The organism is Campylobacter volucris, assembly GCF_008011665.1.
GTDB classification, from domain to species: Bacteria; Campylobacterota; Campylobacteria; order Campylobacterales; family Campylobacteraceae; genus Campylobacter_D; species Campylobacter_D volucris_A.
The window spans coordinates 1-12,611 of sequence record NZ_VOWJ01000012.1 but is presented as its reverse complement, the minus strand read 5'-3'; the positions used below and the strand labels follow the sequence as shown (position 1 = coordinate 12,611).

Below are 12,611 nucleotides of genomic sequence, written 5' to 3'. Positions count from 1 at the left end.
TATTTTGCCAGTTTTGGTAGAATTTAGACTTATTTTGAGATATAAAAGATTATTATCTTAGCATATATATATCTATTGATGTAAATTATATTTGTTTGAAGTATTAAAAAACTATATAAGTAGTAAAATTATTAATATGCTTTTATATAGTTAATATTTTAGTAGCTGTTTAAATCAAACTATTGTAATTTTTGTGTATTAGCAATTATTCATATGAAAAATTTAATCAATTATCTACAATCTTTAGGATTTGTTGTAAGTTTTCATTAAAATTAAAAATTATAGAACATTTATTTATAATTAAAATAATACTAAGGAGTACTTTTAACACATTTTTATAGAAATATCACACTAAATACATTTATAAAACCCTTGCTTTGTAGTAGCTATAGTTTTTTAAAATATAGATAAATCGCTTTTTATTTTGTTGTATTTATATGCTTGAGTGATTCTTTAATATCTTGTTAATAGGCATAAATATCATAAAATTAATAAATTAAGATTAATTAAAAAATTAAATGTTTTTGTGAAAAATTTAATTTTTAAACAAAAAATTTAGATTTTTTATTGTAAAATACGCTTTATTTTTAAATTTTAGGAGATAAAAATGGCAACTTTTGATGATGTTAAAGCAGTTGTAGTAGAGCAATTAAGTGTTGATGAAGATACAGTTAAAATGGAATCAAAAATTATTGAAGATTTAGGTGCTGATTCTTTAGATGTTGTTGAATTAGTAATGGCTTTAGAAGAAAAATTTGATGTAGAAATTCCAGATAGCGATGCAGAAAAACTTGTAAAAATAGAGGATGTTGTAAATTATATTGATAATCTTCAAAAATAATATTTTTTTATAAATTTTTTAAGGAGAATATGTTGAAACGCGTTGTAGTAACAGGTATAGGTATGATTAACGCTCTTGGTTTAGATAAAGATAGCTCATTTAAAGCTATTTGTGAAGGTAAAAGCGGCGTTGATAAAATTACCCTTTTTGATGTTTCTGATTTTCCGGTACAAATTGCAGCTGAAGTTAAAAATTTTGATCCTTTAAGCGTAAGTGATGCAAAAGAAGTGAAAAAAATTGATCGTTTTATACAACTTGGTATTAAAGCTGCAAGAGAAGCTATGGAAGATGCCAAATTTGATGCAGATTTAAATAAAGAAGAATTTGGAGTAGTTTCAGCTGCTGGTATAGGTGGATTACCAAACATTGAAAAAAATTCTGTTATTTGTGCTGAGCGCGGTCCTCGTAAAATTTCTCCTTTTTTTATACCTTCAGCTTTAGTTAATATGCTTGGTGGGTTAGTATCTATTGAGCATGGATTGCAAGGTCCAAATATTTCTTGTGTTACAGCTTGTGCTGCTGGAACGCATGCCATAGGCGAAGCTTATAAAAGCATTGCTTTAGGTAATGCAGATAAAATGCTTGTTGTAGGAGCAGAAGCTGCAATTTGTGCTGTGGGTATAGGTGGGTTTGCTGCGATGAAAGCACTTTCTACTAGAAATGATGATCCATCAAAAGCTTCAAGACCATTTGATAAAGAAAGAGATGGTTTTGTTATGGGCGAGGGTGCTGGAGCTTTGGTTTTTGAAGAGTATGAAGCAGCCAAAAAACGCGGAGCTAAAATTTATGCTGAATTAGTTGGTTTTGGTGAAAGTGCTGATGCACATCATATAACCTCTCCAACTTTAGAAGGTCCATTGCGCGCTATGAAAAAAGCTTTAAAAATGGCTGGAAATTTGAAAGTAGATTATATTAATGCACATGGAACTTCAACTCCTGTTAATGATAAAAATGAAACAGCAGCTATCAAAGAACTTTTTAAAGATCAAATTCCTCTTGTGAGTTCTACAAAAGGTCAAACAGGTCATTGTTTAGGTGCGGCTGGAGCTATAGAAGCAGTTATTTCGCTAATGGCGCTTGATCAAGGCGTTGTTCCTCCAACTATCAATCAAATAACCTCTGATGAAAATTGTGATCTTGATTATGTTCCTAATGTTTCTAGAGAATGTAAGCTTGAAGTGGTAATGAGTAATTCTTTTGGCTTTGGTGGAACCAATGGCTGTGTGATTTTTAAAAAAGTAGATTGATATGTCATCATATTTAGATTTTGAAAAACATATACAGCAAATTGATGAAGATTTAGTTAATGCTAAAATAAAAGGTGATGTTGAAGCAGTTAAAATTTTAGAAAAAAATCTTGAGAAAGAAACGCAAAAAATTTATAAAAATTTAAGCGATTATCAGCGCTTACAGCTTGCAAGGCATCCTGATCGTCCTTATGCGCTTGATTATATACAAGCTATTTTAACCGATGCTTATGAAATTCATGGTGATAGAGCTTTTAGAGATGATCCAGCTATTGTTTGTTTTGCAGGGTATTTGGGTGAAAAAAAAGTTATAGTTATAGGCGAGCAAAAAGGAAGAGGCACAAAAGAAAAACTTCATAGAAATTTTGGTATGCCTCATCCTGAAGGCTATAGAAAAGCTTTAAGAGTAGCTAAAATGGCTGAAAAATTTGAAATTCCAGTAGTTTTTTTGGTAGATACTCCAGGTGCTTATCCAGGTGTTGGTGCTGAAGAAAGAGGACAAAGCGAAGCCATTGCTAGAAATTTATATGAACTTAGCAATCTAAAAACCATTAGCATAGCTATTGTTATTGGAGAAGGTGGAAGCGGTGGAGCTTTGGCTATAGGAGTTGCTGATAAACTTGCTATGATGAAAAATTCAGTTTTTTCTGTGATTTCTCCGGAAGGTTGTGCTGCTATTTTATGGAATGATCCATTGAAAATAGAAGCTGCTACAAAGGCTATGAAGGTAACTGCAGATGATTTAAAAAATCAAGGTTTAATTGACGATGTTATAGAAGAACCTATAAGCGGAGCTCATAGAGATAAAGAAAGTGCTATTAAAAATTTGAGTGATTATATCTTAAAAAGTATTGAAGAATTAGAAAAATTTGACAAAAGAGAACTAGCTGCACTAAGAATGCAAAAGATTTTCAAATTAGGTGCTTTTTCAGAATAATCTTAAATTTCAACTTTTTTTAAAAAAAAAGTTGTATAATTATAACTTCAATTTTTGGTTGGATAGCTCAGTCGGTAGAGCAGCAGACTGAAAATCTGCGTGTCGGCAGTTCGATTCTGCCTCTAACCACCATTATAGAATTTTTCCATTTCGTCTAATTCTTCTTGTTGAAATCCAGCTTTGATTCTAGCTTCTTTGTTGTATTTTTTTCCTAAAAGATTGGATTCTTTAAAGTTTTTGCATAAATTGATGTATTTTTCATTTTTTTCTTTTGCATAGTTCCACCAAATATTGCCTTTGCTTACATGTTTTATTTCATCATCAAGAATTATCTTAAATATTTTATTAAATAGAGTTTTTATAGGATGATTGGTTGAGTTTAATTTTTTTAATACAAAAGGATTTGCATCAAGTCCTTTTGCTTCTAATCCTCTATGTACTATGCCCATTCTATGAGCTAAATTGTCTTTGGTTAAAAATAAAGCTTGTTCAAGATTATCATGAGCATCAAAATCTCCATATTTAAAACCTAATTCATTTAAAATATTGTCTAATAGCATAAAATGTTTTATTTCCTCATCTGCAACTTCAAGCCAATCTTGATAAAATTTGAAAGGTAAATTTTTAAAACGATAGCTAGCATCTAAGGCTAAATTTATAGCACTATATTCTATATGAGCAACAGAATGAAGTATTTTTGCTAGTGCGACTAGGTTATTTGCTTGTTTAGGTCTTCTTATTCTAGTAGGATGAATTATATTTACTTGAGAATTTTTTCTAATGATTGCTTGATGTTCGTGATTAAATTCACACGAGTTGAGTTTAAAATTTTCATAGAAATTTTTAAATTTGTCAATTTTTATTTGAGTATTTTTTTCATATAAAATTTCTTCTAAAGTTGTGAAAAAATTTATTTTCATTTTTTGCCCTATTAAATGTTATATAAGAATAAAAAGTATAATATAAAAATTTTGAAAATTTATCAAAGGCAATAAAATATGATCGATGTCATTCATGCTCTTTTTTTTAGAGAGCTAAAGACTAGATTTGGTATTAATAAACATTTAGGTTATTTTTGGGTTGTTGGTGAACCTTTGTTGATATTATTAGTAATACTTTTTATAGTAACAGCTATTAGAGAGTTTCACCATCAAATCATGCCAGCTAATATATCTATTTTTATGTTTTTAGCAGTAGGAATCATTCCATTTTTTATGTTTAGGAGTATGATTAATCAAATTATTACAGGTATAAGTTCAAATTTAACATTATTTGCTTATAAACCTGTAAGACCTATTCATGTTTTTATTGCTAGAGCATTGCTTGAATTTTGTATCTATTTTACTATTTTTATAGTTGTAATGTTTATAGCAGGATGGTTTTTGCATCTAGATGTATTACCAAAGCATATTTTAGAAGTTTTGTTTTTGTTTTTTTTATTATTGTTATCTGGGTTTTCTTTGGGCATATGTTTTGCCATAGCTGGACATTTTGTAGAACCTTTAAAAATATTTTTAACTTATTTTAGTATAGTATTTTATTGGACTTCAGGAGTTATTTTCCCTACTTTTTTAACTCCTAGGAATATTTTAGATTTACTTTATTATAATCCACTTTTACATATATTTGAACTTTTAAAATACAATTTTTTTGATGATTATCCTTTAATGGATGATTATAATTATATATATCCTATATTGTGTATTTGTGTAGTTTTGTTTATAGCTTTATTTATGTATTATTATAATAGACAAGCTCTTATTGCAGTAAGAAAAACATGATTAAACTTGTAAATTTAACAAAATCATATCCATTAACCAATGGAAGACATTATGTTTTTAAAAATTTAACTTTTGAATTTCCAGAAAATTGCAGTATAGGTCTAATGGGTAGAAATGGTGCTGGAAAATCTACTTTGATGAGATTATTAAGTGGTTCAGAATTACCAGATCGTGGAAAAATAATAACCAATAAAAAACTCTCTTGGCCTTTGGGTTTAGCTGGAGCTTTTCAACATCGATTATCAGCTAGAGATAATGTAAAATTTGTGGCTAGAGTATATGGCTATAAAGGTGAAGAATTGGAAAACAAAATAAAATTTGTAGAAGATTTTGCAGAACTTGGTAAATTTTTTAATGAACCGATGAATACTTATTCATCTGGTATGAGTGCTAGAATAGGTTTTGGTTTGAGTATGGCTTTTGATTTTGATTATTACCTAATAGATGAAGCAGGAGCTGTTGGAGATCCAAATTTTAGAGAAAAAAGTGTAAAATTATATAAAGAAAAATTGAGTCAATCGAAAGTTATTATGGTTTCGCATGATGTAGCTGAAATTAAACAATGGTGTGATAAAATTATATTTATGCAAGATGGAAAAGCTACTATATACGATGATGTAGATGAAGGTATAGCTGTATATCAAGGAAAAATCAATGCAAAATAAAATACTTAAAAAAATTAAAAAATTAAAATTTTTAAATTCTTTCAAAATAGTATTAATTTTGACAGCATTTGTAGTATTTTATTATATTTTTATAGCAGCAAATCGTTATGTAAGCGAGAGTATTTTAAGCATAAGATCTACTACTGGCAATAATGCTGCTATAACAGGACTTGCGTCTTTGCTTACAAATAATTCTTTTTCAAGTGATGATATAAGCTATTTAAAATCTTACATTTATTCTTTAGATATGTTAAATATTTTAGAAGAAAAAATCAAAATTCGTGAGCTTTATCAAAAACAAAAATTAGATATTTTTTATAGTATTTCTGATTCTGCGAGTCAGGAATCATTTTTAAAATATTATCAAAAGCGTGTCAAGATTATTCAAGAAAATTCATATAATGGTATTTTAAGAGTAGAAGTGGAAGGTTTTAGTGCTGAAGATGCTTATTTGATTGCTACTACTATAGTAAAAGAAAGTGAAAGATTTATTAATGAAATTTCTCATAAAGCAGCAAGAGAGCAAATGGCTTTTGCTGAAAATGAACTTTTGCAATTTAAACAAAGATTTCAAAAAGCAAAGGATGATTTGTTAGTTTTTCAAAACAAATACGGTGTATTTGATCCGCTAAAACAATCAGAGGGCATCTTAAAACTTGTAGGGGAGCTTGAAGCAAAAGTAGCAGCAAAAGAAGCTGAGCTTTTAATGATGCAAAGCTATATTAATGATAATGCTCCACAAGTCATAACTATAAAATCAGAAATTAATGCTTTAAAAAAACAACTTCAAAGAGAAAAAGTTAAAATTACTTCATCAAAATCTTCTCAAAAGCTTAATGATCTAGCTGCTAAATTTCAAGATCTTACTATAGAAGTAGGTTTTACAGAGAGTGCTTATACTGCAGCTTTAAAAGCTTATGAGAGTGCTAGGATTGAAGCTTTAAGAAAGATAAAACAAGTAGTTGTTATACAAAGTCCAAGTTTGCCTCAAAGCGCAAAATATCCTGAAATTTTATATAACATACTTACAGCTTTTATGATTTTATCTGTGATATATGGAATTATTAAATTTATTAAAATGATTATTGAGGAGCATAAATACTAATGAAAAAAATATTTTTATTATTAATTTTACCATTACTAATCTTTGGCGCAGTAGATGTTTCTCAAATAGCAAGAATTCAAAATGAACCATTTATGCCTGCTATGGATACACAGATTGCAAAATATGATTATAATCAAAGCGATTTTAATCAAACTCAAAGTTTTGCTCCTATGATAAAAGTTTTTGGTTCACATTTATTTAATGGCAATTTTACCAAATTTACTCAGCATGTTTATAATCCTGATTATAGATTGACAGTTGGAGATAGAATTAATATTAAAATTTGGGGAGCTGTAGAATTTATACAAACTTTAACTGTGGATTCTCAAGGAAATATTTTCATACCAAAGGTTGGAGCGATCAATCTTTTAGGGGTTAAAAATAGTGCCTTAGTAAGCGTGATTTCAAAAGCTATTGGTAAAATTTATAAAAGCAATGTTTATGTTTATGCAGATATGGATATTTATCAAAATGTTTCAGTATTTGTAACAGGAAATGTTAATCAACCAGGATTATATCAAGGACTTAGCTCTGATTCTATCATCCAATACCTTGATAAAGCTAAGGGTATAAATTTAGAATATGGAAGTTTTAGAGATATCGAAATTTTAAGAGATAACAAAGTCATAAAAAAAGTTGATTTATATGATTTTTTGCTTAAAGGTGAATTGGAGCTTTTTCCTTTTAGAATGGGTGATGTGATTTTAGTTGGTAGCGTGAAAGCTTATGTTTTTGTTAAAGGTGATGTGCAAAAACCTTTTAGATTTGAATTAAGTGATGATATAAAAACTTTATTGGATATAGCAAATATTTCGGGTGCTAAGCCTATAGTAACTAATGCAGTAGTTAAAAGTTATAGAGCAAATCACCATTTAAAAGTAGATGCATATACTAAAAAAGAATTTTTAGATGTAATGCTACATGCTGGAGATGAGATAGAATTTAGACCTGATTATACAGCACAAAATATCAATATACAAATAGAAGGTGAGCATAATGGCTTGCATTTTATAGTAGTTAAAAAAGGTACCACTTTAGAAGATATAGTGCAACTGATTGTTGCAAATCCACAATCAAATATGCAAGCATTGCAAATTTTTAGAAAAAGTGTTGCAGCTACGCAAAAGCAGCTTATTAATGCTCAACTTAAAGAACTTGAAACACTAGCTTTAACAAGTTCTTCGGTAAATGCTGAACAAGCTAGTATAAGAGCCACTCAAGCTAAGACTATTTTAGAATTTATAGAGCGTGCTAAACAAGTACAACCAAAGGGACAAATCGTTATAGATAGCCCAAAAGCTTATAAAGCTGTAGTTTTAGAAGATGGCGATGTAGTAAATGTACCAAGTAAAAACAATATTGTTTTAGTTCAAGGTGAAGTTTCCATACCTGGAGCTTTTGTGCATATGAATAAAGAAAATTTGAAATACTATATTAATTTAGCTGGTGGATATAGCGATAGAGCTGATACTTCAAGAATTTTAGTTATTAGTGCTAATGGTAAGGCAACTAAATATAGCGGTAAAAGTTCAGCTGATATTAAAGCAGGAGATTCTATATTAGTTCTACCAAAAGTAGATAGTCAAAATTTACAAATTTTTAGCATGTTAACACAAATTTTATATCAAATAGCAATAGCAACCAATGTTATATTGAATATATAAGGTAAATTATGAGTAAAATAGATAGTATTAAAATAGCCAAAGAAGTGTTTGAGATAGAATCAAAAGCCATTTTGGATTTAATTCATAATTTAAATGAAGATTTTAGTAAAAGTATAAAATTGATATTTTCTATTAAAGGAAGATGTGTTGTAAGCGGCATGGGTAAATCAGGTCATATAGGTGCTAAAATAGCTGCTACTTTAGCAAGCACTGGAACTCCTAGTTTTTTTATGCATCCAGGAGAAGCTTTACATGGAGATCTTGGTATGCTAACCAGCGAAGATGTACTTTTAGCAATTTCTAATTCAGGAGAAAGTGAAGAGCTTTTGAAATTAATTCCTATTATAAAGAGAAGAAATGTTCCTTTAATAGTTATGAGTGGTAAGAAAAATTCTACTTTAGCTAAACAAGCTGATGTATTTTTAGATATAAGTGTTGAAAAAGAAGCTTGTCCATTGCAACTTGCTCCAATGTCTTCAACTACTGCTACTTTAGTCATGGGAGATGCATTGGCTGCTGCTTTAATGAAAGCTAGAAATTTTAAACCCGATGATTTTGCTTTATTTCATCCTGGTGGAAGTTTGGGTAAAAAGCTTTTAACTAAAGTTGAAGATTTAATGGTAAAAGAAAATTTACCAATAGTAAATTTAAATACTAATTTTAGTGATTTGATAGATGTGATGACTAGTGGAAAATTAGGTCTTTGTATAGTTTTAGAAAATGAAAAATTAGTAGGTATCATTACTGATGGAGATTTAAGAAGGGCTTTAAAATCTAATAACAAACCAAGATTTGATTTTAAAGCAAGCGAAATAATGAGTGCCAATCCTAAAGTAATAGATGCAAAAGCTATGGCAAGTGAGGCAGAAGAACTCATGCTAAAACATAAAATAAAAGAAATAGTAGTAAGTGAAAATGACAAGATAGTAGGCATTATACAGCTTTATGCGATAGGAAATGTGTGAAAATTCTTTCTATAATCATACCTTTTGGTTTAAGTAAGGAAAGAGTTTATATACAAGATAGAATAATACAAAAAGCTAAAGAATTTAAAAGCAATGAAAAAATAGATTATATTTTTGTAGAAGGATATTCATCTTTAGAAAATAATTTAAAACAAATCATAGAAGATAATGGACATATTTATATAAAAGATGAATCGCAAAAAGAGTATTTTTCTCAAGGAAAATGTAGAAATTTAGGTGCTGTTTTTGCAAATTCTAAAGTTTTAATGTTTTTGGATGCTGATTGTTATATTTCAAATTTTTCATTAGAAAGAATTTTAAATCTTATACAAATTAAAAATATAGCTCAAAATATAAATGAAATTTTGGTATTGCCGGTTGTTTATCTTGGTAAAAATGGAAGTGATTATATATACAATCAAGAACAAATCTTATGGGATGATATAATAAAAGATGATTTGATAAGTGGAAGAAATAAATTTATAAAATATTTTTCATTAATATCTAGTTCTATTGTAGTAAATAAATATAAATTTTTAGAGCTTGGTGGAAATAATGATGAATATATAGGACATAGTTACGAAGATCATGATTTTTTTGCAAGATTGTTGTTTAATACTACATATTTTGAAAAAACACCTAAAGCATTATGTTATGATGAAGGAACTTGGAATATAAGAAAATTTAAGGGTTTTAGAGCTTGGTTTTCTTTGCTTGGATATGAAATGAGTTTTCATGGAATTTATATGTATCATTTTTTTCATGAAGAACCAAATCAAAACAATTATATGTCAAATCGCAGAAAAAATCACAAAAAATTCTATAAAAATTTAGCAAATTTAAAAAATTATAAAATTAAACCATTGCTTGATGAAAATGCTTTAAAAAATAATGTTTTATTGCTTTGTGCGAAAGAAAAATTAGTATTAAATTCTTTACATAATGCTCTTGTATATATTGGTAATGTAATTAGTAAAGATGAAAATTATTTTTTTAATAATAATAATTTTGATCAAAATCAATTTATTAATTTTTTAAAACAAAATAATATAAATAAAATTCTATTTCCAAATCCTTACGGAAATGAAAAAAGATTAGAAATATATGAGTTTGTAAGATTAAAAAATATTCCTTTTTTATGTTTTGACAGAGGTGCTTTGCCAGATAGTTGGTTTTTTGATGTTAATGGATTTAATTATGATTCAAATTCTTATAATGAAGAAAATTGGAATAAAAATTTAAATGAAAAACAAATTTTAGAGTGTAAAGAGTATATAAATAGCATTTTAAATAATAATAACTTTTTAGAAAAACAAGGAAAAAGAAATTTAGAAAAATTAAAGAATAATTTAAATTATGAAAATAAAAAAGTGGTTTTTATACCTTTGCAAGTTGAAAGTGATAGCGTTATAAAATATTTTACTTATAAACCTTTTGATTATTTTGGTTTTTTAAAAATAATAAACGATTTAGCTTTAAAATTAAAAAATACGCATTTATTTATAGCAAAAAAACATCCATTGTCTTTAAAAATTGATAAAAAAAAATATAGTAATTTGATTTTTGAAAATGATAATACAAATATTATAGATTTGCTTGATTTGTGCGATGTTGTATTGACTTTAAATTCTGGCGTTGGTTTGTATGCTATGATGATGAATAAGCCTTGTATAAATTGTGCAAATGCTTTTTATAATTTTAAAGATATTAATTATAAGGCTAATAATCAGAGAGAATTGTTGGAATTACTAAATTCGAATTTATATATAGATGAAAAAAAAGTTTTAAAATTTATATATTTTTTAAAAAACAATTTTTATAGTTATGGAAAATCTTATTATAAAAAAAGTTTAAAAAATGGAAGATTTTATAATAAAGTAATGAAAATAGAATTTTATAGAATAAATATAGATAATAAAAATTATTTAAATGTTAATAATATGGAAAAAAAATATTTTTCGTTAAGATCTTTGATATATAAACCATATATTTACGAAATTTACAATAAAAATATTTTTATAAAATTATTTGATATTTTAATACCTGATTTTGTTAAAACAAAAATTTCACATATGAGGTTTTATAGATTGTTAAAGAAGTTTTTATATAATAGAAAAGAATTTTAAAATATAGCAAAAAGAGTTGCAGATGAATATAACTGTTGTTGGTATAGGGTATGTAGGTTTATCAAATGCTGTATTGTTATCAAGATATAATAATGTTATTCTTTTGGATATAGATGAAAATAAAGTAAATGATATTAATATGAAAAAGTCTCCTATCGAGGATAATTTAATTAGTAAGTATATGCATGAATTTGATTTAAAATTAGAGGCAACATTAGATAAAGAATATGCATTTAAAAACTCCGATTATATAATAATTGCTACTCCCACAAATTATAATGAAGATACAAATTTTTTTGACACTTCTAGTATAGAAACTGTTATTCATGATATATTGATATATAATAATAAAGCAATAATAATAATAAAAAGTACAATTCCTATTGGATATACAGAAAAATTAAAGAATAAATTTAGTACCCATAATATAATTTTTTCACCAGAATTTTTAAGAGAAGGAAAGGCTCTATATGATAATTTATATCCAAGTAGAATTATTATTGGTGAAAAAAGTGATAGAGCTAGATATATAGCTAATATGTTTGTTAAAGCTTCTTTGAAAATAGATGTTCCTGTATTTTTTATGAATTCTAGTGAAGCAGAATGTGTAAAACTTTTTTCCAATGCTTATTTGGCTATGCGAATAGGTTTTTTTAATGAATTAGATACTTATGCTATATTTAATAATCTAAATACAAGAGATATTATTGATGGTGTTAGTGCTGATTTAAGAATAGGAAATTACTATAATAATCCAAGTTTTGGATATGGTGGATATTGTTTGCCAAAAGACACAAAGCAATTGTTGGCTAATTTTAGAGGTATTTCAAATTCTTTAATTGGAGCTATAGTAAAGACTAATGAAATAAGAAAAAATAACATAGTAAAATTTATATTATCAAAAAGTACTAAAAATATAGGAATATATAGATTATTGATGAAGAAAAATGCAGATAATTTTAGAAATTCTATTATGTTAGATTTGATTGATATGATTAAAAAAGATATAGAAGTTATTATATATGAACCTTTAATAACAGATAATATGTTTAAAGATTGTGTTGTAGATAATGATATAAACAGTTTCTTACAAAAATCAGAACTTATAGTTGCTAATAGAATTGATTATAATATATACAAATATAAAGATAAAATTTTCACCACAGATATTTTTGAAAGTGATGATTAAAAAAGGATAGTTAAAATGAATCAAACTAAAACAGTCGGCGTAGTAATCCCCATATATAATGTAGAAAAATATTTAAAAGAATGTTTAGATA

Annotated in this window: 12 protein-coding genes and 1 tRNA gene; 12 read left to right on the top strand and 1 reads right to left on the bottom strand. The window is 26.9% G+C overall.

Annotated features, from left to right (window positions below; all coding sequences use genetic code 11):
* Positions 1-607: 607 nt before the first annotated feature.
* The 4 genes from acpP (at position 608) to FPD38_RS00680 (ending at position 3,157) form a co-directional block, all read left to right on the top strand.
* Positions 608-841 carry an acyl carrier protein gene (gene acpP / locus FPD38_RS00695; protein ID WP_039665123.1) on the top strand — a complete coding sequence of 78 codons (234 nt, stop codon included), beginning with the start codon at positions 608-610 and terminating at the stop codon, positions 839-841.
* A gap of 32 nt (positions 842-873) precedes the next feature.
* Positions 874-2,088 carry a beta-ketoacyl-ACP synthase II gene (locus tag FPD38_RS00690; RefSeq protein WP_147554905.1) on the top strand — a complete coding sequence of 405 codons (1,215 nt, stop codon included), beginning with the start codon at positions 874-876 and terminating at the stop codon, positions 2,086-2,088.
* A 1-nt stretch (position 2,089) separates the two neighbouring features.
* Positions 2,090-3,025, top strand: a complete 936-nt coding sequence (locus FPD38_RS00685) for an acetyl-CoA carboxylase carboxyltransferase subunit alpha (protein ID WP_147554890.1) — start codon at positions 2,090-2,092, stop codon at positions 3,023-3,025.
* Between the two features lie 56 nt (positions 3,026-3,081).
* Positions 3,082-3,157, top strand: a tRNA-Phe gene (locus FPD38_RS00680).
* Here FPD38_RS00680 and FPD38_RS00675 read toward each other — a convergent pair.
* Positions 3,148-3,945: a ferritin-like domain-containing protein gene (locus FPD38_RS00675; protein WP_147554889.1), complete on the bottom strand. Its 798-nt coding sequence runs from the start codon at positions 3,943-3,945 to the stop codon at positions 3,148-3,150. The two genes, FPD38_RS00680 and FPD38_RS00675, sit on opposite strands and share 10 nt — an antisense overlap.
* A 78-nt stretch (positions 3,946-4,023) precedes the next feature.
* Here FPD38_RS00675 and kpsM point away from each other — a divergent pair, with 78 nt between their 5' ends.
* The 8 genes from kpsM to FPD38_RS00635 all read left to right on the top strand — a co-directional run.
* A complete protein-coding gene (gene kpsM, locus FPD38_RS00670) occupies positions 4,024-4,806 on the top strand; it encodes a capsule polysaccharide transporter KpsM (protein WP_147554888.1) in 783 nt (260 codons plus the stop codon).
* A complete protein-coding gene (locus tag FPD38_RS00665; protein ID WP_147554887.1) occupies positions 4,803-5,471 on the top strand; it encodes an ABC transporter ATP-binding protein in 669 nt (222 codons plus the stop codon). The genes kpsM and FPD38_RS00665 overlap by 4 nt, the downstream gene beginning before the upstream one ends.
* Positions 5,461-6,576, top strand: a complete 1,116-nt coding sequence (locus FPD38_RS00660) for a KpsE/RkpR family capsule polysaccharide export protein (protein ID WP_147554886.1) — start codon at positions 5,461-5,463, stop codon at positions 6,574-6,576. The genes FPD38_RS00665 and FPD38_RS00660 overlap by 11 nt, the downstream gene beginning before the upstream one ends.
* Positions 6,576-8,240: a polysaccharide biosynthesis/export family protein gene (locus FPD38_RS00655; protein WP_147554885.1), complete on the top strand. Its 1,665-nt coding sequence runs from the start codon at positions 6,576-6,578 to the stop codon at positions 8,238-8,240. Before FPD38_RS00660 ends, FPD38_RS00655 begins: the two co-directional genes overlap by 1 nt.
* 8 nt (positions 8,241-8,248) lie before the next feature.
* Positions 8,249-9,205 carry a KpsF/GutQ family sugar-phosphate isomerase gene (locus tag FPD38_RS00650; protein WP_410002918.1) on the top strand — a complete coding sequence of 319 codons (957 nt, stop codon included), beginning with the start codon at positions 8,249-8,251 and terminating at the stop codon, positions 9,203-9,205.
* On the top strand, positions 9,202-11,331 hold the full coding sequence (locus tag FPD38_RS00645; protein WP_147554884.1) for a capsular polysaccharide export protein, LipB/KpsS family: 2,130 nt from the start codon (positions 9,202-9,204) through the stop codon (positions 11,329-11,331). Before FPD38_RS00650 ends, FPD38_RS00645 begins: the two co-directional genes overlap by 4 nt.
* Positions 11,332-11,353: 22 nt before the next feature.
* On the top strand, positions 11,354-12,520 hold the full coding sequence (locus tag FPD38_RS00640) for a nucleotide sugar dehydrogenase (protein WP_147554883.1): 1,167 nt from the start codon (positions 11,354-11,356) through the stop codon (positions 12,518-12,520).
* 15 nt (positions 12,521-12,535) lie between these two features.
* Positions 12,536-12,611: glycosyltransferase family A protein (locus tag FPD38_RS00635; RefSeq protein WP_147554881.1), on the top strand; the 76-nt coding region annotated here is incomplete at its 3' end.